At 57.2% G+C, this 24,472-nt stretch carries 22 protein-coding genes; 13 read left to right on the top strand and 9 right to left on the bottom strand.

The features are described 5' to 3' along the window. Window position 1: 1 nt before the first annotated feature. Complete coding sequence (locus ACX3P5_RS13225; RefSeq protein ID WP_094121199.1) at window positions 2-367, bottom strand: ArsC family reductase; 366 nt, start codon at window positions 365-367, stop codon at window positions 2-4. Between the two features lie 413 nt (window positions 368-780). On the opposite strand from ACX3P5_RS13225, the gene ypfM reads away from it, so the two are divergent. Then, window positions 781-843, top strand: coding sequence for a protein YpfM (gene ypfM / locus ACX3P5_RS13220; protein WP_139015967.1), 63 nt, complete (start codon window positions 781-783; stop codon window positions 841-843). 131 nt (window positions 844-974) lie between these two features. Here ypfM and acrD read toward each other — a convergent pair whose 3' ends face one another. The 3 genes from acrD to narQ form a co-directional block, all read right to left on the bottom strand. Beyond that, window positions 975-4,091 (bottom strand): multidrug efflux RND transporter permease AcrD, encoded by a 3,117-nt coding sequence (acrD, locus tag ACX3P5_RS13215; protein ID WP_233987425.1) that lies wholly within the window; start codon window positions 4,089-4,091, stop codon window positions 975-977. A gap of 172 nt (window positions 4,092-4,263) precedes the next feature. Then, window positions 4,264-4,896: a response regulator gene (locus tag ACX3P5_RS13210; protein ID WP_233987426.1), complete on the bottom strand. Its 633-nt coding sequence runs from the start codon at window positions 4,894-4,896 to the stop codon at window positions 4,264-4,266. 147 nt (window positions 4,897-5,043) lie between these two features. Further along, window positions 5,044-6,732, bottom strand: a complete 1,689-nt coding sequence (gene narQ / locus ACX3P5_RS13205) for a nitrate/nitrite two-component system sensor histidine kinase NarQ (protein WP_233987427.1) — start codon at window positions 6,730-6,732, stop codon at window positions 5,044-5,046. A gap of 253 nt (window positions 6,733-6,985) precedes the next feature. Between narQ and ACX3P5_RS13200 the strand changes: the two genes are divergently transcribed. From ACX3P5_RS13200 to ACX3P5_RS13185, 4 genes are all read left to right on the top strand, one after another. Beyond that, a complete protein-coding gene (locus tag ACX3P5_RS13200; protein WP_233987428.1) occupies window positions 6,986-7,258 on the top strand; it encodes a YdgH/BhsA/McbA-like domain containing protein in 273 nt (90 codons plus the stop codon). A 280-nt stretch (window positions 7,259-7,538) separates the two neighbouring features. After that, complete coding sequence (ansP, locus tag ACX3P5_RS13195; protein ID WP_233987429.1) at window positions 7,539-9,035, top strand: L-asparagine permease; 1,497 nt, start codon at window positions 7,539-7,541, stop codon at window positions 9,033-9,035. A gap of 144 nt (window positions 9,036-9,179) precedes the next feature. Then, complete coding sequence (nudK, locus tag ACX3P5_RS13190) at window positions 9,180-9,758, top strand: GDP-mannose pyrophosphatase NudK (RefSeq protein WP_233987430.1); 579 nt, start codon at window positions 9,180-9,182, stop codon at window positions 9,756-9,758. A 187-nt stretch (window positions 9,759-9,945) separates the two neighbouring features. Then, on the top strand, window positions 9,946-11,019 hold the full coding sequence (locus ACX3P5_RS13185; protein ID WP_233987431.1) for a DUF1176 domain-containing protein: 1,074 nt from the start codon (window positions 9,946-9,948) through the stop codon (window positions 11,017-11,019). Here ACX3P5_RS13185 and ampH read toward each other — a convergent pair. The 5 genes from ampH to amiA form a co-directional block, all read right to left on the bottom strand. Beyond that, window positions 11,016-12,179 (bottom strand): D-alanyl-D-alanine-carboxypeptidase/endopeptidase AmpH, encoded by a 1,164-nt coding sequence (gene ampH / locus ACX3P5_RS13180; RefSeq protein WP_233987432.1) that lies wholly within the window; start codon window positions 12,177-12,179, stop codon window positions 11,016-11,018. The two genes, ACX3P5_RS13185 and ampH, sit on opposite strands and share 4 nt — an antisense overlap. A gap of 258 nt (window positions 12,180-12,437) precedes the next feature. After that, on the bottom strand, window positions 12,438-14,438 hold the full coding sequence (gene tkt / locus ACX3P5_RS13175) for a transketolase (RefSeq protein WP_458968812.1): 2,001 nt from the start codon (window positions 14,436-14,438) through the stop codon (window positions 12,438-12,440). Window positions 14,439-14,496: 58 nt separating this feature from the next. After that, window positions 14,497-15,447, bottom strand: coding sequence for a transaldolase (gene tal / locus ACX3P5_RS13170; protein WP_031375846.1), 951 nt, complete (start codon window positions 15,445-15,447; stop codon window positions 14,497-14,499). Window positions 15,448-15,792: 345 nt separating this feature from the next. Further along, window positions 15,793-16,707 carry an oxygen-dependent coproporphyrinogen oxidase gene (gene hemF, locus ACX3P5_RS13165; protein ID WP_233987434.1) on the bottom strand — a complete coding sequence of 305 codons (915 nt, stop codon included), beginning with the start codon at window positions 16,705-16,707 and terminating at the stop codon, window positions 15,793-15,795. 100 nt (window positions 16,708-16,807) lie between these two features. Further along, window positions 16,808-17,659: an N-acetylmuramoyl-L-alanine amidase AmiA gene (amiA, locus tag ACX3P5_RS13160; RefSeq protein WP_233987435.1), complete on the bottom strand. Its 852-nt coding sequence runs from the start codon at window positions 17,657-17,659 to the stop codon at window positions 16,808-16,810. Window positions 17,660-17,866: 207 nt separating this feature from the next. Here amiA and ACX3P5_RS13155 point away from each other — a divergent pair, with 207 nt between their 5' ends. From ACX3P5_RS13155 to cysM, 8 genes are all read left to right on the top strand, one after another. After that, entirely contained in the window at window positions 17,867-18,292 is a 426-nt protein-coding gene (locus tag ACX3P5_RS13155) for a GNAT family acetyltransferase (protein ID WP_233987436.1), read from the top strand. Further along, complete coding sequence (locus ACX3P5_RS13150; protein WP_233987437.1) at window positions 18,282-18,749, top strand: DUF2919 family protein; 468 nt, start codon at window positions 18,282-18,284, stop codon at window positions 18,747-18,749. Before ACX3P5_RS13155 ends, ACX3P5_RS13150 begins: the two co-directional genes overlap by 11 nt. Before the next feature lie 65 nt (window positions 18,750-18,814). Then, a complete protein-coding gene (locus ACX3P5_RS13145; RefSeq protein ID WP_458968811.1) occupies window positions 18,815-19,432 on the top strand; it encodes an RpoE-regulated lipoprotein in 618 nt (205 codons plus the stop codon). A 246-nt stretch (window positions 19,433-19,678) separates the two neighbouring features. After that, on the top strand, window positions 19,679-20,695 hold the full coding sequence (locus ACX3P5_RS13140; protein WP_293003029.1) for a sulfate ABC transporter substrate-binding protein: 1,017 nt from the start codon (window positions 19,679-19,681) through the stop codon (window positions 20,693-20,695). Further along, the gene (gene cysT, locus ACX3P5_RS13135) at window positions 20,695-21,528 is read left to right on the top strand and encodes a sulfate/thiosulfate ABC transporter permease CysT (RefSeq protein WP_233987440.1); all 834 of its coding nucleotides are present in this window, start codon (window positions 20,695-20,697) and stop codon (window positions 21,526-21,528) included. The genes ACX3P5_RS13140 and cysT overlap by 1 nt, the downstream gene beginning before the upstream one ends. Next, window positions 21,528-22,403: a sulfate/thiosulfate ABC transporter permease CysW gene (gene cysW / locus ACX3P5_RS13130; protein ID WP_233987441.1), complete on the top strand. Its 876-nt coding sequence runs from the start codon at window positions 21,528-21,530 to the stop codon at window positions 22,401-22,403. Before cysT ends, cysW begins: the two co-directional genes overlap by 1 nt. Continuing rightward, the gene (cysA, locus tag ACX3P5_RS13125; protein WP_233987442.1) at window positions 22,393-23,481 is read left to right on the top strand and encodes a sulfate/thiosulfate ABC transporter ATP-binding protein CysA; all 1,089 of its coding nucleotides are present in this window, start codon (window positions 22,393-22,395) and stop codon (window positions 23,479-23,481) included. The genes cysW and cysA overlap by 11 nt, the downstream gene beginning before the upstream one ends. Before the next feature lie 80 nt (window positions 23,482-23,561). Then, complete coding sequence (gene cysM / locus ACX3P5_RS13120) at window positions 23,562-24,443, top strand: cysteine synthase CysM (RefSeq protein WP_233987443.1); 882 nt, start codon at window positions 23,562-23,564, stop codon at window positions 24,441-24,443. Window positions 24,444-24,472: the final 29 nt, after the last annotated feature.

Here is a 24,472-nt window from a genome sequence, read left to right as displayed (position 1 = left end):
ATTACTTCTCCTGGATAGCATTCTGATAACTCGTCTCACTAAAGCCGGCAAGCAAAGTGCCATCCGGAGTGCGTAACAGCGGGCGTTTAATCATGGCGGGCTGGGCCAGCATCAGGGCTTTGGCGCTGTCGGCATCGGTGACGGCTTCGCGCTCTGCCTCGGGCAACTTGCGCCAGGTGGTGCCGCGGGTGTTGAGCAGGGTGGTGTAACCCAGCGCATCAATAAACTCCTGCAGCATCGCATCACTCAGGCCATCAGCGCGGTAGTCATGAAACCGATAGTCGATACCAGCCGCCGTTAAAAAGCCCCGGGCTTTTTTTATCGTGTCGCAATTTTTAATCCCGAACATCACCCACTGCGCGCTCATCGCCTGATCCTTATTATCCTGTGAAAAGTGGAAGCTGAAAAAAGCAGCCAAAGCGGGAGTTTAGCATAGTGCGATCCGTTGCGGCATCTCACCAGGCCAGCCTGACCTGCCGAAAAACGCTTTCGGCTGCGCCTGGTTTATCACCGGGTAACCGTTATCAATTTCAGCCGTAATCATTACCTGGCTTATCATTGGGTGATTAAGAATTTCGCCATGTTTGAAAAATAGTCTACCGCTGGGTTTATCAAAAATTATTTTCAGTCGGGTTAAGCAGTTGCTGAAATGTGCGTCAGCTACCAAATCCGATAAATCTCAGGTTTTATTCACCGCTGCCGATAGTGATAACAGGTGTAAACGTATTCACCTGATGAAAAAAAGCGCGTAACATTGCCATCACAATAAGAGAGGGCATTATGATTGACACTGAAATGGGGAACTGGAAAGAATTTATCGAAGCGATGTTACGCAACAAGTAACACGCTAAGAGACAAGCAGGGCGATTCCCCTCTTGCTGCAATTCTTACCACACACAGAAATAAGGCGGTCACTGACATCAGTGGCCGCTTTTTATTTCTGACCTTGCTGGCCCGATTGCGGGCCAATCGGCTTAATCGTGTGGCTTCTCTTTTAGCGGGAAGCGCCGGCGGACCAGCACAAAGAACAGCGGTACAAAGAAGATCGCCAGCAGCGTGGCGGAGATCATGCCGCCCATTACGCCGGTCCCCACCGCATGCTGGCTGCCGGAACCGGCTCCGCTACTGATTGCCATCGGCAGCACCCCAAAGATAAACGCCAGCGAAGTCATCAGAATCGGCCGCAGGCGCTGGCGTGACGCCTCCAGCGTCGCGGCCACCAGTTCGCCGCCTTTGCTGTTGATCTCATTGGCAAACTCGACGATCAGGATGGCGTTCTTGGCGGAGAGCCCCACCACCGTCAGCAACCCGACCTGGAAGTAGACATCGTTCTCCAGCCCGCGCAGCCAGGTGGCGATCAGCGCCCCTACCACGCCGAGCGGCACCACCAGCATCACCGAGAACGGAATCGACCAGCTCTCATAGAGCGCGGCAAGACAGAGGAAGACCACCAGCAGCGAAATCGCATACAGCGCCGGGGCCTGTGAGCCGGAGAGCCGCTCCTGATAAGAGGCACCGCTCCACTGGAAGCCGACGCCCAGCGGCAGGGCGTTGACCAGTTTTTCCATCTCGTCCATCGCGGTGCCGCTGCTGACGCCATTCGCGGCTTCACCCACAATCTCCAGCGATGAATAACCGTTGTAGCGTTCAAGCCGCGGTGAACCAGTTTCCCAATGACTGGTGGCGAAAGCGGAGAAGGGCACCATGCCGCCGCTGCTGTTGCGCACGTACCACTTATTAATGTCTTCCGGCAGCATACGATATTCGGCCGCCGCCTGAACGTAGACCTTTTTCACCCGACCGCGATCGAGGAAATCATTCACGTAGCTTGAGCCCCAGGCGGTGGTCAGCGTGTCGTTGATGGTATCGAGTGAGACGCCCAGCGCCTGCGCTTTGCGATCATCAACATCAATCTGCAACTGCGGGCTGTCATCAAGTCCGTTGTGCCGCACCCGCGACAGCGACTTATCATTGGCGGCCATCTCCAGCAGCTTATCGCGCATCGCCATCAGCTGCGTATGCCCGACTCCGGCGTGATCCTGCAGTTGCAGGTCAAAGCCGGATGAGCTGCCCATACCGGTGATCGCCGGCGGGCTACTGGCGATCACCCGGCCCTCTTTGATCTTCTGAAAGGCTTTTGTGGCACGATCGATAATCGCGAATGAGGTGCGATCGGTGCCGGGGCGATCTTCCCAGTTTTTCAGCCGCACAAACAGGCGCGCTACGTTCTGACCGTTACCGCCAGGACCGGCACCGATGGTCGAGAACACCGACAGCACATTGGCTTTCTCTTCGGTCAGATAGTACTGCTCCACTTTTGCCACCACGGCGGCGGTTTGCTCCAGCGTCGCGCCTGCCGGCAACTGGACCTGGGTCAGAAACACGCCGCGATCTTCCAGCGGCAGGAACGAGGTTGGCAGACGCAGAAACAGGAAGGCCATCAGGCCGATAAGCGCCAGATAGAGCAGCAGCCAGCGGCCGCCCTTACGCAGAATGCCCGCCACGCCGTGCTGGTAGCGGTCAGCATTTTTATTGAAGTGACGATTAAACCAGCCGAAAAAGCCGCGACGATCGTGCGACTCGCCGGGCTTCACCGGCCTGAGCAGCGTGGCACACAGCGCGGGCGTCAGGATCATCGCCACCAGCACCGACAGCACCATCGCCGACACAATGGTGATCGAGAACTGGCGATAAATGGCCCCGACTGTGCCGCCAAAAAAGGCCATCGGCACAAAGACGGCGGAAAGCACCAGCGCAATACCCACCAGTGCGCCCTGAATCTGGCCCATCGATTTACGTGTTGCGGCGCGCGGCGACAGTCCCTCTTCGCTCATCAGGCGTTCAACGTTTTCCACCACCACGATGGCATCATCCACCAGTAACCCGATCGCCAGCACCATGGCGAACATCGTCAGGGTATTGATACTGAAACCGCAGGCGTAGAGCACGCTGAAGGTGCCCATCAGCACCACCGGCACCGCGATGGTCGGGATCAGGGTAGCGCGGAAGTTCTGCATAAACAGATACATCACGCCAAACACCAGCACGATCGCCTCCAGCAGCGTCTTCACCACATCGGTGATAGAGGCTTTGACGAACGGCGAGGTTTCATAGGCGATTTTCGCTTCCAGTCCGTGAGGAAAATAGTGCGACAGCTCTTCAATACGCGCCCGCACCAGTTTGTCGGTATTCATCTCATTGGCGCCAGAGGCCAGTTTCACCCCTAGTCCGGAAGCGGGCTGGCCGTTGTAGCGGCTGAGGTAGTCATATTTTTCTGCACCCAGCGCGACGCTGGCGACGTCGCCCAGCGTCACTACCGAGCCATCCGGATTGTTTTTCAGGGTAATCGCCCGGAACTGTTCCGGCGTCTGCAGCATCGACTGAGCATTCACCGTGGCGTTAAGCGCCTGTTTCGCGACTGATGGCAGGCCACCCACCTGACCGACGGCGACCTGGGCGTTCTGCGACTCGATTGCGCTGACCACATCATCGGTGGTCAGGGCGTAGGCGATCAGTTTGTTGGGATCGAGCCAGATACGCATCGCATACTGCGAGCCGTAAGCGTCAACCTGGCCGACGCCATCGATGCGGCTCAGCGGGTCCTGAATGTTACTGGCGACATAATCTGCAATATCCTGCTTATCCATGCTGCCGTCGGTGGAAACAAACGCCACCATCAGGATGTTGCTGTCACCGGTTTTATTGACCGTCACGCCCTGCGACTGCACTGCCTGCGGTAATTTGCGCAGCGCGGACTGCAACTGGTTCTGCACCTGCTGGCGCGCTTCATCCGGATCGGTTCCGGCGGTAAAGGTGAGCGTGATCTGCGCCTGGCCGGTATTACTGCTGTTGGATGACATGTACATCAGGTTATCGATGCCGGTCATGTTCTGCTCGATCACCTGGGTCACGGTGTTCTCCAGCGTCTCCGCCGAGGCGCCAGGGTAGTTAGCCGTAATGCGAACGTTTGGCGGTGCCAGATCGGGATACTGTTCAATAGGCAGCGAAATGATGGAAAGGGTGCCGCAAAGACACAGCAAAATCGCCAGAACCCAGGCAAAGATGGGTCGGTCGATAAAGAAATTCGACATTAAATCGACACTCCTCAGTGCTTTTTTTATCAGGAACGAGACCCCAGGAAAGGGTGCACCAGCAGAGCAACCGGATGATCTTCGCCACGATTTCCCGCCGTCACTTACTCTACGTGCGGTCAATTAGGAAATCGTGGAGAAATTGTGGAGAAAGTGTAAATTCCCCGATTATTTAACGATGGCGGCTTTCAAGCCAGAGTACCGTAGCGGCAACGCGTGAGCGCACATCCAGTTTACGCAACAGATTGCGGATATGCACTTTTACCGTCTCTTCCGAAATATGCAGAATGGCGGCGATCTCTTTGTTCGACAGACCGCGCGCAACCTCCTGTAGCACGTCACGCTCACGTTCAGTCAGCTGACGTAACGGATCGGCGCTGTGCTGGCGGTTAGCCAGATAACGGGCGACGCCTTCGCTGAAAACTTTTTCGCCCTGCGAGGCCTGCAGAATCTGCGCCAGCAGGATCTCCGGCTCGCTATCTTTCAGCAGATAGCCATCGGCACCGGCATCGACCATGGTGAAAATATCGCTGTGGGCGTCGGAGACGGTCAGCACCAGAATGCGCGATCCGATGCCTTCATGACGCAGCGCTTTAAGCGTATCCAGTCCCGACATGCCTTTCATATTCAGGTCGAGCAAAATCACGTCGGGTTCCTGCCGGCGCGCTTCTGCCAGCGCTTCAGTACCGTTGTTGGCTTCGGCGATCACCACCAGTCGGGGGTCCAGCGCCAGCAGCTGCCGGATACCCCGGCGCATCAGTGGATGGTCATCAACAATCATCAACGTTAATACGGGCTGTTGCATGTTCTTTTCCTTTTCCCCGATCGGTATCAGGCGGTTATGCGTGCTGCGGCTGACGCGGAAGGCTGCGCCGCAGTGGCTTTGCCGTTCGTCAGTGGCCAGAAGGTGTCTGGCGATGGCACATCTACAGAGTTAATCCGCTTCAGAACGTTATTCGAACTGACGCGTCGGACGTGGTGGAAAACGCAGCGCCACCTGGGTGCCGCGAGGCAGAACGCTGATGCTCAGATTGCCGCTTAATCGCTGCGCGCGTTCCGCCATAATGGTCAGTCCATAGTGGCCAGGCGGCTCGTCGGTGCTGCTGATGCCGACGCCATCATCGGTAATAGTCAGTAAGTGCTCACCTTGTTCGGTGCGCTGATAATCAATAGTAATGCGCTGTGCGCTGGCGTGACGAATCGCGTTCAGCAACGCTTCCCGCGCGATCTGTAACACATGCACCTGCTGCTGGGCTTCCAGGCTCTCCAGCCCCGGCTGATAGTTAAAGTCAATTTTCGCCCCGACCTGTTCCTGTAGCGAGGCGATCATCGCCTGCATCGCCGCCACCAGATCCGCCTGTTCAATGGTCAGGCGGAAGGTGGTCAGCAGTTCGCGTAACTGGCGATAGGCATCCGCCAGCGCCTGATCAAAGTCAGCAATGATACCGTGTGCGGCCTGGTCAGATTTATCGACGGTGCGCCGCAGCAGCGTGAGCTGTATGCGTAAAAATGAGAGCGACTGCGCCAGCGAATCGTGCAGTTCGCGAGCGATGGTGGTGCGCTCCTCAATTAGCAGCATCTGCTGATACTGCTTCTGCGCCTGCCAGATCCAGATGGCGCGTCCCAGCATCGCTGCCAGGCTGCGCATCAACTCCTCCGGCGGCGAAGAGGCGTGCGCCTGCCAGCGCAATTCACCTGGCTGCTGGTCGTCCTGATGCAGCGGTAACCGTCGCCAGTCTGCTGCCGCATCCTCTTCACCGGCGCGAAACTGAAAACGGTCGCTGTCGAGCCGAATCGCCGTGAGTTTCTCGCGGGTCAGAACGTTATCCAGCACCGCTTCAAACAGCGCCGGATGCAGCGGGCTGGCGGTCAGCATTTGCGAGCTGTCATACAGCAGCGACAGCGTGCGGTTCGCCTGGGTGAGATCTTCGGTTTTGGCACGCACCGTACTTTCCAGTAACTGATAGTGCGAATGCAGACGTGTCGCCATGCCGCTGAAGGTGTGCGACAGCACCTTGAGCTCGTTCTGCTGCGCTACGTGCAGCGGCGGAAAATTAAAATTGCCGCTCTCAACATAGCGACTGGCGGTGACCAGCGCGTTAAGCGGGCGCACCACCTGCTGTCGGGTGAAACGAATCGTCATCAGCGCCAGCGCGACAATCGCAATCACGCCCGCCAGGCTACTCGCCGCCACCAGATGCATTTTCAGTTCGGTATAGCGCTGCAGCCCCAGCACGAAGCGATCGATCTCGCCGACATAGAGCGGCACCTGTTGCTGATAAGCCAGGGTATCACCCTGTTCCAGCCGCTGCTGCAGCGACGGCCAGACCGCACGCAACCGCTGGTAGAGAATTTTCACCTCGCGCGGTACCCAGGGACGATCCAGCTTTTGCAGTACCGGTGCATCAAGCGTTTGCTGGAACAGCACCAGGTGCTCAGCCAGCTGCTGCGGCTGTCGGCTGGCATCCCAGGCCATACGGTAGCTCTGCATTCGCAGTGAGCCAGCCAGATTGATCGCCTCGGCATCGCGCTGACTGCTGAAAAGCGTGACCAGCGCCAGACCGGTGGTGAGCAGTGACAGCAGGACGATGGCGCTGAGCGCCTGTGCAATGCTGCGGGTAACGGAACGTTTAACAATCACATGAATAGCCCTGTAAGGAGTGCGGGATTATAAGAGAGCGGTGACGCCACGCAAAGTCCCAATACACTGTTTGTTGCACAACCCGTTACATAAAGTACATAAAATCACCGCAGCTGACCCTTCCCAGGATAACGTGCACAACCCGGGTTAAAAAATAATCACCTTTACATTGATCCTATGTTGCCTTTCATTGCAGCGTTAATAATTCATCCAGTCATTAACGACGTTGCAGATCACATTTATGGAGCATCCGATGAAAAAACTGAATGCAGTTCTGGCTGGTGCCCTGTTAGCCACCGCCTCATTTTCGACCTTCGCCGCGCAGCCGGTTGATCGTGAACAGGCGCAAAGTATGCAGAGCATCGGTAGCGTTTCGGTATCGAATGTACGTGGCTCGCTGGATGATGCCAGTCGCCAGCTGTCGCAAAAGGCTGAAGAGATGGGCGCCAGCCACTATCGCGTAATCGGTGTTGATAACCCAGGCGACTCCAGTCTCTGGACCGGCACCGCTGAGATCTACCGCTAAACCGACCCTCCTGTTTCCATCCCTGTAGCTTTTACCGGCCCGTTTGAGGCCGGTTTTTTTGTTTTTGTGCATCAGTACCGATTCTTACAAATCAACCTGTGCAGTTACCCACTATATTTTGCTTCGTTCTTGCAGAACGGGTAGGATTCATCGCCGTTAATTCCCGCGCTGCTTTCGCTAACTCACAGGCAGACGCACAGAGGAAAATACCCCATTTCGCATGGCATAACGCAATCGTTTGGATGTACTGCGAATGATGGTCAGGACAAACAGGAAAGCTATGAAATCGAATAAAAAATCTGCGGCCGAGATGCGCGCTGCAAAAAGACGCTGGCTGAATTCGCACGACAGCGGCTACCAGAAGGCGATGGGCAACCGTCACGTTCAGATGATCGCTATCGGCGGCGCCATTGGTACCGGCCTGTTCCTTGGTGCCGGTGGCCGCCTGCAGGCCGCTGGCCCGGCACTGGCCATTATCTACCTGGTGTGTGGCATCTTCTCATTCTTTATCCTGCGCGCATTAGGCGAACTGGTGTTACATCGCCCCAGCAGCGGCAGCTTCGTCTCTTATGCCCGTGAGTTCCTCGGTGAAAAAGCCTCCTACGTCGCCGGCTGGATGTATTTCGTCAACTGGGCGATGACCGGTATCGTCGACATCACCGCCGTTGCGCTCTACATGCACTACTGGGGCGCGTTTGGTGATGTCCCGCAGTGGGTCTTTGCGCTGGGCGCGCTGGCGATTGTGGGTACCATGAACATGATCGGCGTGAAGTGGTTCGCCGAAATGGAGTTCTGGTTCGCGCTGGTCAAAGTGCTGGCGATTGTGCTGTTTCTGGTGGTGGGCGTGGTGTTTCTTGGCACCGGCAAACCGCTGGATGGCAACAGCACCGGTTTCCATCTGATCAGCGACAATGGCGGCCTGTTCCCGCATGGCTTACTGCCCGCGCTGGTGCTGATTCAGGGTGTGGTCTTTGCCTTCGCCTCGATTGAATTAGTCGGTACGGCGGCAGGCGAGTGTAAAGACCCGAAAACCATGCTGCCAAAAGCGATCAACAGTGTGATCTGGCGTATTGGCCTGTTCTATGTCGGCTCAGTCGTGCTGCTGGTATTGCTGCTGCCGTGGAACGCCTATCAGGCGGGTCAGAGTCCGTTTGTGACCTTCTTCTCGAAACTGGGCGTGCCCTATATTGGCAGCATCATGAATATCGTGGTGCTGAGCGCGGCGCTCTCCAGCCTCAACTCCGGCCTCTACTCGACGGGACGTATTCTGCGCTCCATGTCGATGGGCGGATCGGCGCCGAAATTCATGTCTAAGATGAACGGTCAGCAGGTGCCTTATGCCGGCATTCTGGTCACCATCGGCGTTTATGTGATTGGCGTGGTGCTGAACTACTATGTGCCGTCTCAGGTGTTTGAGATTGTGCTGAACGTTGCGTCGCTGGGGATTATCTCCTCCTGGGCCTTTATCGTGGTCTGCCAACTGCGCCTGCGTAAAGCAATCAAAGAAGGCAAAGCGGATGACGTCAGCTTTAAGCTGCCAGGCGCGCCGTTTACCTCATGGCTGACGCTGCTGTTCCTGTTCAGCGTGCTGGTGCTGATGGCGTTTGATTACCCGAACGGCACCTACACCATCGCTTCTATTCCGCTGATCGCGGTGATTCTGGTGCTGGGCTGGTTTGGCGTCCGTAAGCGCGTCAGCGCTATCGCCGAAACCGAACACGATCACCATGAAGAAGAGGCGAAGCCAGTCCGGCTGGCTGACGAAAGCCCGCGTTAATCTCTGCCTGTTATAAAGAAGCCAGCCTGCGTGCTGGCTTTTTTATTGCCGTTCGCCAGCCACCCCGACGGGCGAATTCAGATAGTTTTCCCGCCAGCTTCATCCTATGATGGCAGACTCCCTTTATGCCGTAGCGGAGCAAGCATGTCGTTTAAGATCAATATCATCAAAGATAAGTTGCTGTCTGAAAACTGGTTTGTGCTACGCAACGTCACCTATGACATCACCGACCAGCGTGAGCGGGTGATTCGCCATAAACGCGAAGTCTACGATCGCGGAAACGGGGCGACTATCCTGCTCTATAACCGCGAAAAGAACAGTGTGGTGCTGACGCGTCAGTTCCGCATCGCCACCTGGGTCAACGGTAATCAGGACGGCATGTTAATCGAAGCCTGTGCCGGGTTACTCGACGACGATTCCCCGGAAGATTGTATTCGCAAAGAGGCGATTGAAGAGACCGGCTACGCGGTCGGTGAGGTAGAAAAACTCTATACCTGCTATATGTCGCCGGGCGGCGTTACCGAGCTGATCCATTTCTTCGCCGCCGAATATAATGAATCGTTGCGTGACAATGCGGGCGGTGGCATTGAAGATGAGTCGATCGAGGTGCTGGAGATCGGATTCCCGGAGGCGCTGGCGATGATTAAAGATGGCCGCATCTGCGATGGCAAAACCGTGATGCTGTTACAGCATGCACAGTTAGCGGGCTGGTTAACACCCTGACGCACGCCGGTCATCGATCCAGTTTTATCCTGAGTGCCAACAGCCGATGCGTGGCTTTCGATCCAATCATGCACGCTTTTTAAGCAGTTAACCGCGCTTTCTGGACGGGTTCACAGAATGCGGCCATCAACGGGCCCGTTGATGCGCTATCATCTCCACTCTGAGTATTCGGGGATCGATTTTCTTAATGTCGTATTGGATGAAATCGCTGTGGCTGTCGTCTTCGCTATGGGTTGCCTCTGTGCAGGCCGATCCGTTGCAGAAGTCATTTAACGACTGGCAAATGACCTGCAACAACGCGGCATTCTGCGTGGCACGCAATATTCCGGGTGACAAAGGACTGGTAATGACGATTTCGCGCCATGCGGGCGTCAATGACCGTCCGCTGTTGCGTATTGACTATGGCAGCGCCTACAGCGGCGATCTGCCGGGCGGGCCGCTGCAGGATAATCTGTTACTCGATCAGCGCCGCCTGAAACCCGATCTGAAACACTGGACGGTGGAACCCCATCATCTCGCCACCAGCAACGCCATCGCCATCGATGAGTTTCTTGATCTGGTGCTGGACGCCAAAACCGTGCAGCTCACTTACGATCCCAATGCGCTGATCTCACTCCGCGGCATGAAAGCGGCCCTGCTGCTGATGGATGACGTGCAGGGCAGGGTAAACGGCATGAGCGCCTGGGTTAAGCGCGGCGATCGTGCCAGCTGGGATGTCCCGCCGTCGCCATCCCTGCCGCAGTTACCGCCAGCGCCGCCACCGCCCGCAGCCCTGACCCGCGAAGAGACCAGCGGCCTGATCGACTACGGCACCTGGCGAATTAATACCGACTCCTGCTCGCTGGACCCGATGCGGCGCGAAGTGAGCGTCGCGCCACTGACCGATCAGAAAGCGCTGCTGCTGGTGAGTTGTGAAATGGGTGCGTATAACGTCATCGATCTGGCGTTTGAGGTGACACGCAGCCAGCCCTATGTGGCGCGCGGCGTGACGCTGACCCTGCCGTTTACTCCACCTGGCGGCAGCGAACGGCAGCTTGATCTGATTAATGCCGAGTATGATGCGGCCACCGGACAGCTCTATACTTTCGGCAAAGGGCGCGGACTGGGAGATTGCGGCAGAGCGACACGCTGGCAGTTCGACGGGACGCGGTTTGTACTGGCGGAGTATGCTGAAGAATCGACCTGTGATGCCTGGCACAGCAGCGATGACTGGCCCACCCTGTGGGTAAGCCAGTCCGCGGCAGCAGTACAACAGCGTTAACGAATCGCCTGCACCATCATCGGTGATCCGAGCTGATTCCCCACCAGTTCGGCCAGCATATTGTTAACGCCATCGCTCATCGGCGTGAAGCGGGTGAGCGGTGAACGGGTAACCACCACAAAAACCCCGACGTTATGCTGCGGCACCATCGCCATATAGGTAATGAAGCCGCCGCCGCCGCCGGTTTTCTGAATAATGCCGGGACGTCCCTCTTTGGGTCCCATATAGACCCAGCCCATTCCCAGCGCGTCGGCTTTGCCCGGCACATCCATGCCTTCGACTTTGTGTAACTGGTCACGACGATAAATCAGCGTCTGCAGACGATCGATCTGAGGCGTGCGATGGTTCACGGATGAGTTAAGGAACTGCTGCATCCAGCGGCCCATGTCATCTGGCGTGGAGTAGACGCCACCGCTGCCAATCGCCGCCAGGGTATTGTTGCAAGGGCTGGCCCCTTTCTCGGCGACCATCAGGCGGCCGCACTGCTCGGGCGACGGGGTAAAAGTGGTATCTTTCATGCCGAGCGGCCGGGTAATCAGCTGCTGGAACAGCGCCGGATAAGGCGTGCCGGCTGCCCGCGCTAAGGCATCGCTCAGCAGATCGTAACCCAGGTTGGAATAGGCGGCATTGCTGCCCGGCGCGGCTTTAAGCTGGGCGCGCGACAGCCAATCCCAGCGCTCGCCGCGTGTTGGCCAGACAAACACCGGACGATGCGGTTTACCGCCCGGCTGCTCACGCGGCAGACCGCTGGTGTGGGTCGAGAGGTTAATCAGCCGAATCGGCTGGCCGTTGAAGCTCGGCACCCGGGCGCCCGGTGGCGCATATTTACTCAGCGGATCGTCAAGGCGAATCTGCCCGCGCTCCGCCAGCTTCACCATCACCTCGCTGGTCATCAGCTTACTGAGTGAAGCAATACGAATCAGCGAATCCTTCTGCGGTCGCACATTGTTGCCTGGCCGGGTTTCACCAAAGCTGGCGAAAACGCGCTGATTACCATCAATCGCCACCAGTGCCATACCGGTCGCGCCGCTGCCGTAGAAGATATGTTCTGCATAGCGATCGACAATCTGTGACGCCAGCAGCGGATCGGGCGCGACCTGCGCCATGCTTTTTAATGGAAGCAGAGAAACCATCAAGGCCAGTAAATAAGATGTGCGCATGTTCAACGGAGAGGGCTTCGCTATAGAAACGGAGAAAAATGCTGCCTTAATCTTCAACCTTTGGCAGGCAGCGAACCGTATCATTCCGTCAGACCACAGACAGGAAGAGGCGGGCGGCCAGCGTACAGGCAGCGTAAAGTATGACGGGTCTATAGTAATCAGTTTGCGCGAGGCGTGAAGAGGGGAAAAGAGATTTTTTTCTGTTTCAGGCTATGAGCAGAAATGGCCCTTCCCGCAAGCGCGGGAAGGGCAAAAGCATTAAACTGGCTTGAGTAATGCTTCAGCGTGGCTGACGATGTTTTCAATCGTGAAGCCAAACTCAGGGAACAACTTACCGGCCGGTGCTGATTCACCGAAGGTGGTCATTCCGACAATCGCACCATCCAGGCCGACATACTTGAACCAGTAATCGGCGATACCGGCTTCAACCGCCACGCGCGCTTTCACGCCGCTCGGCAGCACCGATTCACGGTAGGCAGCATCCTGCGCATCGAACAGATCGGTCGACGGCAGTGAGACAACCCGCACTTTATGGCCGCCGGTGGTCAGCTTCTCCGCGGCGCCCAGGGTGATCTCAATCTCCGAACCGGTAGCAATCAGAATCACCTCTGGCGTACCGTCACAATCTTTCAGCACATAACCGCCGCGCTTGATGTTCTCAATCTGCTCTGGCGTGCGCTCTGGTTGCAGCAGGTTCTGACGTGACAGGATCAGCGCCGTCGGGCCGTGATGGCGCTCTACCGCCGCTTTCCATGCCACCGCTGTCTCGACCTGATCGCACGGACGCCAGACGCTCATGTTCGGCGTCAGGCGCAGGCTGGCGATCTGCTCAACCGGCTGGTGCGTCGGGCCATCTTCGCCCAGACCAATCGAGTCATGGGTGTAGACCAGAATCTGCCGCGCCTTCATCAGGGCCGCCATACGCGCCGCGTTACGTGCGTACTCAACAAACATCAGGAAGGTTGCGGTGTAAGGGACAAAACCGCCGTGGTGCGCGATCCCGTTACCAATCGCCGTCATACCGAACTCACGCACGCCGTAGTGAATGTAGTTACCGGCCGGATCGTCTTTAATCGACTTCGAGCCGGACCAGATGGTCAGGTTACTCGGCGCCAAATCAGCGGAACCGCCGAGGAACTCAGGCAGTAACTTGCCGTAGGCTTCCAGCGAATTTTGCGATGCTTTACGGCTGGCAATTTTCTGTGGATTAGCCTGCAGGTCATTGATGAATTTGGTGGCTTCTGCTTCCCAGGCCGACGGCATTTCGCCATTCATCCGGCGCTCATACTCCAGCGCCAGCTCAGGATAGGCCTGCTTATAGGCGGCAAATTTCGCATCCCAGGCTTTTTCGCGCTCCGCACCGGCTGCTTTCGCATCCCACTGCTGATAAATATCGGCCGGGATTTCAAACGGCGGATAGTTCCAGCCGAGCTGCTTACGCGTCAGCGCCACTTCTTCCTCACCCAGCGCCGCGCCGTGCGACTCCTCTTTACCGGCTTTGTTCGGCGAACCGAAACCGATAATGGTGCGGCAGATAATCAGTGACGGCTTATCTGTGACGCTCTGTGCCTCTTTAATCGCCTGGCTGACGGCTTCCGGATCGTGTCCGTCGATGTCGCCAATCACATGCCAGTTGTAAGATTCAAAGCGTTTATGGGTGTCGTCGGTAAACCAGCCTTCGGTTTCGCCATCAATGGAAATGCCATTGTGATCGTAGAAGCCGATCAGTTTGCCGAGGCCAAGGGTACCGGCCAGCGAACAGACTTCGTGCGAAATCCCTTCCATCAGACAGCCATCGCCCATGAAGACATAGGTGAAGTGGTCAACGATGTCGTGATCCGGACGGTTAAACTGCGCCGCCAGCGTGCGTTCAGCAATCGCTAAGCCAACCGCGTTTGCCAGTCCCTGACCCAGCGGGCCAGTGGTGGTTTCAACGCCAGGGGTGTAGCCGATCTCCGGGTGGCCCGGCGTTTTCGAATGCAGCTGACGGAAGTTTTTCAGCTCTTCAATCGGCAGGTCATAACCGGTCAGGTGCAGCAGGCTGTAAAGCAGCATCGAACCGTGGCCGTTGGAGAGGATAAAGCGGTCGCGGTCAAGCCAGGCGGGGTTGGTCGGATTGTGCTTGAGGAAGTCGCGCCAGAGCACTTCTGCGATATCTGCCATGCCCATAGGCGCACCGGGGTGACCTGAGTTTGCTTTCTGTACCGCATCCATACTCAGTGCACGAATCGCGTTTGCCAACTCTCTGCGTGAGGACATAAAGTTCTCCCTTGTTAAGAATCAGGGCGGGAAATTCCCGCCCGACTAAAATTGAACACTACAGGCGTGCGGCCAGCACATCTTCCAGCTTCTGCTGGTCAACCGCGAACTGACGGATACCGTCAGAAAGTTTTTCCACCGCCATCGGGTCCTGATTATGTTCCCAGCGGAACTCAGCCTCAGAGAGCGGCGACGGCTGATGGAAGCCTTCGGTTGACGGCTCCAGTTTACGCTCCAGCGGCGCATCGCTGTTCTGCAACTCTTCCAGCAGGTTAGGCGAAATGGTCAGGCGGTCGCAGCCGGCCAGCGCCACAATCTGCTCCACTTTACGGAAGCTGGCGCCCATGATGATGGTGCTGTAGCGATGCTTTTTGTAGTAGTCGTAGATGCGACGAACGGATTTCACGCCCGGATCTTCATCGACCACATAGGGGTCCATTGGTTTGCGGCTGTTGTACCAGTCATAAATACGGCCAACAAACGGCGAGATCAGGAATACGCCCGCCTCGGCACAGGCCCGCGCCTGGGCAAAGGAGAACAGCAGCGTCAGGTTACAGTTGATGCCATTCTTCTCCAGCTCTTCCGCCGCGCGGATGCCTTCCCAGGTGGAGGCCAGTTTGATCAGAATACGTGAGCGATCGATACCGTGCTCTTCATACAGGCGAACCAGTTTCTCTGCTTTGGTCACACACATGCCACGATCGAAAGAGAGGCGCGCATCCACTTCGGTCGAAACACGGCCCGGTACGCTTTTCAGAATCTCCATACCGAGGTTAATCGCCACTTTGTCACTGGCGTTGATGATCTGCGTCTCTTTGCTGCCGCCCTGTTTTTTGGCGTAGTCAATCGCATCATCGATCAGGTGTTTATAGGCATCAAGACTGGAGGCTTTGAGGATCAGCGACGGGTTGGTGGTGGCGTCTTCCGGGTGGTAATTACGAATCGATTCAATATCACCACTGTCCGCCACCACGGTGGTGAACTGTTTCAGGGCTTCTAGCTGGTTCATTTCTACACTCCTTGAAAAGAAAACATGAAAGCGAAAAGGGAGCACCTCAGGCCTCGGAGCCAATCTATGGCGTGCTTTGCTACCGGGAACGCGAACCCATAACATTGCAACAGACACTTTCGGATGAAAATGCGGTTTCTCTGATTGTTGCTCTGCGAGGCGGTGCGAAGGAGCCGTCATGCGGTGTTAACCGTGGGGTGCGCCATATTCCACCCTTAAGCATAGCAGCCAGGATAAATGACGCAGGCAACACTGTAGCAATCCGTGCCGTATCAGAAGGGGTAGAGGCGGAGAAGGGCGGTGAAACCGCCGCGCGGGCGCAGAGCCACGCGGCGGAAGCGGGGATTATGAGGGCAGGTTCAGCCAGTTCTTCACCGGCAGGAAATCACGGTAGAGCGCCGCTTCAGGGGAGTCTTCTGCCGGCTGATAAGCATATTCCCAGCGCACCAGCGGCGGCATCGACATCAGGATCGATTCGGTCCGGCCACCGGTCTGCAGGCCAAACAGCGTGCCGCGATCCCACACCAGATTGAACTCCACGTAGCGGCCGCGACGATAGAGCTGGAACTGCCGTTCCCGATCGCCCCACGGATGATCTTTACGCCGTGCCACAATCGGCTGATAGGCGTCGATAAAGCCGCGGCCCACCGCCTGCATAAAGCGGAAGCACTGTTCAAAGTCGGGCGTATTCAGGTCGTCAAAAAACAGGCCGCCAATGCCGCGCTGCTCATCACGATGCTTCAGGTAAAAGTAGTCGTCGCACCACTTTTTATAGCGTGGATAGATATCGTCGCCGAACGGCTGACAGAGATCGAACGCGGTCTGATGCCAGTGCAGCGCATCCTCTTCGAAGCCGTAGAACGGCGTCAGGTCAAAGCCGCCGCCAAACCACCATACCGGATCGGCACCCGGTTTCTCTGCAATAAAGAAACGCACGTTGGCATGGCTGGTGGGCACGTAGGGATTATGCGGATGGATCACCAGCGACACGCCCATCGCTTCAAAACTGCGGCCGGCCAGCTCTGGCCGGTGCGCGGTGGCTGAGGCCGGCATCTGGTCGCCATGCACGTGCGAAAAGTTGACGCCCGCCTGTTCAAACACCGCGCCGTTGCGCAGCACGCGGCTTTGTCCGCCGCCGCCGCCCGGGCGCTGCCAGCTATCTTCAGCAAAGGCTGCGCCGCCATCTTCAGCCGCCAGTCGGGTACAAATCTCATCCTGCAACGCCAGCAGGAACGCTTTTACGCGGGAAATATCAGCCATCTCTTCGCTTATCGTAAGTGTTAGTCTGCCGCGATTATACGCAAAATCTGGCGGCTTGCATGGCTGCGGCAGGCACAGCGCCATGAACGGTTAGCCGGGATCAGGCATTGCGGCGATCAAATTCGTCAAAGTAATTAACGATGCCACCGGCGATGGCGGCGGCAATTTTCTGACGAAACGCATGAGTCCCGAGCAACTGTTCTTCACGCGGATTAGTAATAAAGGAGGTTTCGACCAGCACCGAAGGAATCGACGGGGACTTCAGTACCGCAAACGCCGCCTGTTCCGTGTGCTGACTGTGCAGATGATGCACCGGCCGAATCTGATCCAGCACATGCTTGCCCAGCGTCAGGCTGTTTTTGATGGTATCGGTCTGAACCAGATCGAACAGGATTTGCTGCAGATAGTGATCCTGCTGCTGGACCTTTTCGCCGCCCAGCTTGTCGGCATCATTCTCGCGCTGCGACAGATAACGCGCCATCGAACTGCTGGCGCCGCGATTAGAGAGAGCAAAGACCGAGGCGCCATTGGCGTCCGGACTGGTGAAACCATCGGCATGGATCGACATAAACAGATGCGCGCCGTGCTGATGGGCAATCTCAACCCGCTGGTAGAGCGGAATGAAATGGTCGCTGTCGCGCGTCAGCCGGACTTCAATGTGCGGATGATTCTGTAACTCACGCTGCACATTGCCGGCAATTTCCAGCACGATATGTTTCTCTTCCGATCCCTCTTCGCCCACCGCGCCGGAGTCGATGCCGCCGTGGCCAGGGTCGAGCATCACGATGCGTTTACCTCCTTTTGCTGGCGGAGCCGGGCGCGGGTGACGCGTACTGTTCTGCAGCGCGGCAGACGCCTCTTTGGCCTGAACGGCACGCGGCGATAAAATGGCCAGCGCCAGCCCGGAAAGCAGTAACTGACGACGGTGAATCAAACGTTTAAGCAATTGCATGGACAGGCCCGCTAAGAAAAATCCTGCCGATGTTATAGCGTAACGCTATGCTGGCTGCGATCTCTGAAACATTTCAGGGCATTACTTTGTATTTCAGTCCGCGAACAGAAAAATTGCGTTTTTTATTTGCTGCCAGCGAGGCGAGGGTTGCGTGCGCCGAAGAATGCGTGATAATCAGCAAATTGTGCTTAGTTGCAGGTAAAGAAGATGGAAATCCGCGCCTTCCGGCAGGAAGATTTTGAAGAAGTGATCACCTTATGGGAACGTTGCGATTTGTTACGGCCATGGAACGATCCGGAGCTGGACATCGAACGTAAAATGCATCACGACCCCGATCTTTTCCTGGTCGCTGAAGTGGGCGGCGTGGTTGTCGGTACGCTGATGGGCGGTTACGATGGTCATCGCGGCGCGGCATACTATCTGGCGGTCCATCCCGATTATCAGGGCCGTGGTTTTGCCAACGCGCTGATGAACCGGCTGGAGAAGAAACTGATTGCCCGCGGCTGTCCGAAACTGCATCTGATGATCCGTGAAGAGAACGATCAGGTGGTGGCGTTTTACGAGAAGCTCGATTATGAGCCGGTCGATGTGCTGCTCTACGGCAAGCGTCTGATTGAAGATCGTGAATATTAATCCTTCACCCGACTATCTGCCGGATGAATATGACGGCAAAGGGCAGCTGCGGCTGCCGTTTCTTTTTTGGCTGATCCTGTTGCTGCAGGCGCGTACCTGGCTGCTGCTGGTGATGGCGGGGGCCTCACGTCAGCAGGGCAACGATCTGCTGGCACTGTTTTATCCTGACTCGCAGGCGTTCTGGACTGGCCTCGCACTGGGCTTACCGGCGCTGGCGGGTCTGCTGCTGACCGGTTACCGGTCGCGCTGGCCGCGGCTATGGCAACACTGGCGTAGCGTGCTGGCGCTGTCGCTGCTGGTGAATTTACTGTGGCAGGGCGCGCAGTTTGCCCAGGGCGATCTGCTCAGTTCACCACTGCCGCTGCTGCTGACGCTGTTTGATCTGCTGGCGTTAATCTGGCTGCAAAGCAACCGTCGCCTGCGCGACTGCTTTTTGCCTGAACACCATCTTAAATAAACTTTTTGCCGCTTTGCGACTCCAATCAGTTCCGCCTTTCCGGCATCGCATTAACAGGAGTTTTCATGAAAGCTGTTCGTACCACGCTACTGATGGCCGCCGTTGTGTTGAGCGGCTGTGCCAGTTCGGGTTCCGGCGCTGACCGTAGCCAGCAGGTAAGCTGGTGGAATCCGCTGAGTTATCACTGGTCTTCGGCGCTGCCGTGGAACTGGTTTGGTTCCTCACTGACCGTGACCGAGCAGGGGGTGGGTGGCGTGACCGCCTCGACCGCCATGAATGAAAGCACCATCAATGACGGACTGAACGGGGATTACACCCTGCGTCAGGGGATGCGCAGCCACAATGGCGAAGTGGTTTCCTTCTGGCAGGCGCTGAAAGAGGGCGAGGTTAAACTGGTGGTCTACGGTCAGACACAGCCAGAACGGATTGAGGTGATGGACGGCAATATTGCCAGCGCTGATGGCAGCAAAATCGGCGATCTGTTCAGCAATAAATTCAGTAAAGCCTTCGACAACTGCACCTTAGCCAGCGGCACCGATGCGCGTGACGTGGCATGCCGTGCGCCCGGCAGCCAGCATCTGACCTATGTCTATCATGGCGACTGGCATGGACCGGAAGGTTTGATGCCGTCAGACGATACGCTGAAAAACTGGAAGCTCAGCAAGATCGTCTGGCAACGTTAAGCGCGCCAGCGCTGTTAGCGGCGGCGGGCCGGTCATCCCCTCTCACTCCTGAATCCTCTGGCGGACGTCACGCGACGTCCGCCTCCGCTTTTGCTGAAAACGGCATAAACTTCGCCGCCGTCTTATGCTTTTTTCGACTTTGAAATCATCAAACGATATATAAAACCGTTACTGGTTTTCACAGAGTTATAAATAAACTGGTGCCTCAGCGGGTGAGATCCGCATCAAACTTTTTCAGGGTGCCAAATGACATTACAAGCGATGAAAAAAATCGTGAGCGGTCTCGCGTTGTCGCTGAGCCTTGCCGGCGCAGCCCATGCCACTGAATTACTTAACAGCTCCTACGACGTATCGCGTGAGCTGTTTGTTGCCCTGAATGCGCCCTTCATCAAGCAGTGGGATGCCAGCCATCCTGCCGATCCGCTGACCATCAAGATGTCACATGCCGGTTCCTCGAAACAGGCACTGGCGATCCTGCAGGGGCTGCGCGCCGATGTCGTGACTTACAATCAGGTCACTGACGTGCAGGTGCTGCATGATAAAGGCAACCTGATTGCGGCGGACTGGAAAAGCCGCCTGCCTAACAACAGCTCGCCGTTCTACTCCACCATGGCGTTCCTGGTGCGCAAGGGCAATCCAAAGCAGATCCATGACTGGTCTGATTTGGCCCGCAGCGACGTGAAGCTGATCTTCCCCAATCCAAAAACGTCCGGCAACGGTCGCTATACCTATCTGGCGGCCTGGGGCGCAGCGGACAAGGCTGATGGCGGCGATCAGGCCAAAACCCGCGCCTTTATGACCCAGTTCCTGAAAAATGTGGAAGTGTTCGATACCGGCGGTCGCGGCGCAACCACGACCTTTGCCGAACGTGGGCTGGGCGATGTGCTGATCAGCTTTGAGTCGGAAGTGAACAATATCCGTAATCAGTACGGTAAAGATCAGTATGAAGTGGTGGTGCCGAAAACCGACATCCTGGCGGAGTTTCCGGTGGCGTGGGTGGATAAAAATGTCGCCCATAACAACACGGCCGACGCGGCCAGCGCTTACCTGAACTATCTCTATACACCCGCCGCGCAGGCGATCATTACCCGCTATTACTATCGGGTGAACAACCCGCAACTGATGGCGGAGCAGAAGGATCGCTTCCCGCAAACCGAGCTGTTCCGGGTTGAAGAGGCGTTTGGCGGCTGGGATAAGGTCATGCAGACCCACTTCGTCAGCGGCGGTGAGCTCGACAAATTGTTAGCGGCGGGGCGCGGATAATGTTTGCAGCCAGCCAGAAACGTGTATTGCCCGGCTTTGGTATCAGCCTCGGCACCAGCCTGCTGTTTACCTGTCTGATTCTGCTGTTGCCGGTCAGTGCCGTGATTATGCAGCTGTCGCAAATGACGCTGCAACAGTACTGGGATGTGGTCACCAATCCACAGCTGATTGCCGCCTATAAAGTGACGCTGCTCTCTGCGGGTGTCGCATCACTGTTCAACGCCGTGTTCGGCATGCTGATGGCGTGGATCCTGACCCGTTATCGCTTTCCTGGCCGGACGCTGCTGGATGGCCTGATGGATCTGCCGTTCGCGCTGCCGACCGCCGTGGCGGGTCTGACGCTGGCCGGACTGTTTTCAGTTAACGGCTGGTACGGACAGTGGTTCGCACATTTTGATATCAAAATTTCCTACACCTGGATCGGCATTGCGATTGCGATGGCGTTCACCAGCATCCCGTTTGTGGTGCGTACCGTGCAGCCGGTGCTGGAGGAGTTAGGCCCGGAATATGAAGAGGCCGCGGAAACGCTCGGCGCAACGCCGTGGCAGAGCTTTCGCCGCGTGGTGCTGCCGGAAGTCGCGCCCGCACTGCTGGCCGGCACGGCGCTCTCCTTTACCCGCAGCCTGGGTGAGTTTGGCGCGGTGATTTTCATTGCCGGCAACATCGCCTGGAAAACCGAAGTGACCTCGCTGATGATTTTTGTCCGGCTGCAGGAGTTCGATTATCCGGCAGCCAGCGCTATCGCCTCGGTGATTCTGGCCGCCTCGCTGATTCTGTTGTTCGCGATTAACACATTACAGAGCCGCTTTGGCCGTCGTCTGGGAGGCCACTAATGGCAGAGGTTTCGCAACTTAATCATGCTGCCCGCCAGCCGGTCAACTGGGGCAAATGGCTGCTGATCGGTATTGGCGCGCTGGTGTCGATACTGCTGCTGGTGGTGCCGATGGCTTCGATCTTCTGGGAAGCACTGAATCAGGGGCTGATTGTCGCCCTTAGCAACCTGGCGGACCCTGACATGCTGCACGCTATCTGGCTGACCGTGATGGTGGCGCTGATTACCGTGCCGGTTAACCTGGTGTTTGGCACGCTGCTCGCCTGGCTGGTGACGCGCTTTACCTTTCCCGGACGGCAACTGCTGCTGACGCTGTTTGATATTCCGTTTGCCGTCTCACCGGTGGTCGCCGGTCTGATGTATCTGCTGTTCTGGGGCGTGAACGGTCCGGCGGGCGGCTGGCTGGATGCCCATAACATTCAGATTATGTTTGCCTGGCCTGGCATGGTGCTGGCAACGGTATTTGTCACCTGTCCGTTTGTGGTGCGTGAACTGGTGCCGGTGATGCTGAGCCAGGGCAGTCATGAAGATGAGGCGGCAGTGCTGTTAGGCGCTTCCGGCTGGCAGATGTTCCGTCGCGTCACGCTGCCGAATATCCGCTGGGCGCTGCTGTATGGCATCGTGCTGACTAACGCCCGCGCGATTGGTGAATTTGGTGCGGTCTCGGTGGTATCGGGATCGATTCGCGGTGAGACCTATACCTTACCGCTTCAGATTGAATTACTGCATCAGGATTACAACACCGTTGGCGCGTTCACCGCCGCCGCGCTGTTGACGCTGATGGCAATTGTTACGCTGTTTCTGAAAAGCATTGTGCAATGGCGCTTAGCGCAACAGCACACTCGCTTGCAACAGGAGGGAAATCATGAGCATTGAGATTAACAAGATCAACAAATCCTTTGGTCGCACGTCGGTGCTGAACGATATCTCTCTTGATATTGCCTCGGGCGAGATGGTGGCGTTACTGGGCCCGTCAGGTTCGGGGAAAACTACGCTGTTGCGCATTATTGCCGGGCTGGAACATCAGAACAGCGGTCAGATCCGTTTTCACGGTAACGATGTCAGCCGCCTCCATGCGCGCGATCGTCAGGTCGGGTTTGTCTTTCAGCACTATGCGCTGTTCCGTCACATGACGGTATTCGACAACATCGCCTTTGGTCTGACCGTGCTGCCGCGCCGGGAACGTCCGTCCTCTGCCGAGATTAAGCAGCGCGTCACCCGCCTGCTGGAGATGGTACAACTGGCGCACCTGGCGAATCGCTTCCCGGCGCAGCTGTCAGGCGGTCAGAAGCAGCGTGTGGCGCTGGCGCGTGCCTTAGCCGTCGAACCGCAAATCCTGCTGCTGGATGAGCCATTTGGTGCGCTGGATGCACAGGTGCGTAAAGAGCTGCGCCGCTGGCTGCGTCAGCTGCATGAAGAGATTAAATTTACCAGCGTGTTCGTCACCCATGACCAGGAAGAGGCGATGGAAGTGGCGGATCGCGTGGTGGTGATGAGCCAGGGCAATATCGAACAGGTGGGTACCCCAGACGATGTGTGGCGCGATCCGGCGACCCGCTTTGTGCTGGAGTTCCTCGGTGAAGTAAATCGCTTTGACGGCGAGATCCAGGGCTCACAATTCCACGTTGGCGCCCATCACTGGCCGCTGGGTTATACCTCAGCGCATCAGGGAGCGGTCGAACTGTTCCTGCGTCCGTGGGAAATTGATGTCTCACGCCGTAGCAGCCTGGAAACGCCGCTGCCGGTGCAGGTACTGGAGATCAGCCCGCGCGGCCATTTCTGGCAACTGGTGGTGCAACCCACTGGCTGGCAGAGCGAGCCGTTCTCGCTGGTCTTTGAAGGCGAGCAGACCGCGCCGATCCGTGGCGAACGCCTGTTCGTTGGCCTGCAGCAGGCGCGTCTTTATCAGGGCGACACCCCGCTGCGCGCAGTTGCCTTTGCTCAGAGCGCCTGATATTTTCTCATCAACACCGGCGGGAGTGTGACTCCCGCCTTTTTTTTGCCATTTTTTTGTAATACGCCAGGAACAACACCGTGACGACTCTCGAAGATACCATCGGCAATACGCCGCTGATTAAGTTGCAGCGCCTGACGCCCGCTAACGGCAGTGAGGTGTGGCTCAAGCTGGAAGGCAATAATCCGGCGGGATCGGTCAAGGATCGCGCGGCCTGGTCGATGATCCATCAGGCAGAGCTGCGCGGCGAAATCACGCCAGGCGATCAGTTAATTGAAGCCACCAGCGGCAACACCGGCATTGCGCTGGCGATGATCGCCGCGATGAAAGGCTATCGGATGCGCCTGCTGATGCCGGACAACATGAGCCAGGAACGGCAGGATGCGATGCGTGCCTACGGTGCCGAACTGGTGCTGGTGTCGCGCGAGCAGGGAATGGAGGGCGCACGCGACCTGGCGCAGGCGATGGCGGCACGCGGTGAAGGTCGGGTACTTGACCAGTTCAACAACCCCGACAATCCGCTGGGCCATTATCAGACCACCGGCCCCGAGCTGTGGCAACAGTCAAACCAGCGGATGACCCACTTTGTCTCCAGCATGGGCACCACCGGCACCATTACCGGCGTCGGGCGTTACCTGAAAGAGCACAATACCGGCGTGCAGGTAATCGGTTTGCAGCCCAGCGAAGGCAGCAGTATTCCGGGTATTCGCCGCTGGCCGCTGGCCTATCTGCCGGGCATTTACCGGCCTAATCTGGTGGATGATGTGATTGACATGTCGCAGCAGGAAGCGGAAGAGACGATGCGCGCACTGGCAAGACGGGAAGGGATCTTCTGCGGCGTCAGCTCTGGCGGCGCGGTTGCGGGCGCACTGCGTATCGCCGCTGCGCATCCCGGCAGCGTGGTGGTGGCGATCGCCTGCGATCGTGGCGATCGCTATCTCTCCACCGGTCTCTATCAGTAACGCTCTCTCCGCCTGAACCGGCCTGCGCG

This window comes from Pantoea sp. S-LA4 (assembly GCF_054482835.1).
Note: the sequence above shows the minus strand (reverse complement) of the source record. Positions and strands in the feature narration are given on the sequence as shown.

Bases quoted from the DNA above. Each gene is read 5' to 3' on its own strand.
- ACX3P5_RS13225 (WP_094121199.1), bottom strand. From the start codon at position 367: ATGAGCGCGCAGTGGGTGATGTTCGGGATTAAAAATTGCGACACGATA.
- acrD (WP_233987425.1), bottom strand. From the start codon at position 4,091: ATGTCGAATTTCTTTATCGACCGACCCATCTTTGCCTGGGTTCTGGCG.
- ACX3P5_RS13210 (WP_233987426.1), bottom strand. From the start codon at position 4,896: ATGCAACAGCCCGTATTAACGTTGATGATTGTTGATGACCATCCACTG.
- ACX3P5_RS13200 (WP_233987428.1), top strand. From the start codon at position 6,986: ATGAAAAAACTGAATGCAGTTCTGGCTGGTGCCCTGTTAGCCACCGCC.
- ansP (WP_233987429.1), top strand. From the start codon at position 7,539: ATGAAATCGAATAAAAAATCTGCGGCCGAGATGCGCGCTGCAAAAAGA.
- nudK (WP_233987430.1), top strand. From the start codon at position 9,180: ATGTCGTTTAAGATCAATATCATCAAAGATAAGTTGCTGTCTGAAAAC.
- ACX3P5_RS13185 (WP_233987431.1), top strand. From the start codon at position 9,946: ATGTCGTATTGGATGAAATCGCTGTGGCTGTCGTCTTCGCTATGGGTT.
- ampH (WP_233987432.1), bottom strand. From the start codon at position 12,179: ATGCGCACATCTTATTTACTGGCCTTGATGGTTTCTCTGCTTCCATTA.
- tkt (WP_458968812.1), bottom strand. From the start codon at position 14,438: ATGTCCTCACGCAGAGAGTTGGCAAACGCGATTCGTGCACTGAGTATG.
- tal (WP_031375846.1), bottom strand. From the start codon at position 15,447: ATGAACCAGCTAGAAGCCCTGAAACAGTTCACCACCGTGGTGGCGGAC.
- hemF (WP_233987434.1), bottom strand. From the start codon at position 16,707: ATGGCTGATATTTCCCGCGTAAAAGCGTTCCTGCTGGCGTTGCAGGAT.
- amiA (WP_233987435.1), bottom strand. From the start codon at position 17,659: ATGCAATTGCTTAAACGTTTGATTCACCGTCGTCAGTTACTGCTTTCC.
- ACX3P5_RS13155 (WP_233987436.1), top strand. From the start codon at position 17,867: ATGGAAATCCGCGCCTTCCGGCAGGAAGATTTTGAAGAAGTGATCACC.
- ACX3P5_RS13145 (WP_458968811.1), top strand. From the start codon at position 18,815: ATGAAAGCTGTTCGTACCACGCTACTGATGGCCGCCGTTGTGTTGAGC.
- ACX3P5_RS13140 (WP_293003029.1), top strand. From the start codon at position 19,679: ATGACATTACAAGCGATGAAAAAAATCGTGAGCGGTCTCGCGTTGTCG.
- cysT (WP_233987440.1), top strand. From the start codon at position 20,695: ATGTTTGCAGCCAGCCAGAAACGTGTATTGCCCGGCTTTGGTATCAGC.
- cysW (WP_233987441.1), top strand. From the start codon at position 21,528: ATGGCAGAGGTTTCGCAACTTAATCATGCTGCCCGCCAGCCGGTCAAC.
- cysA (WP_233987442.1), top strand. From the start codon at position 22,393: ATGAGCATTGAGATTAACAAGATCAACAAATCCTTTGGTCGCACGTCG.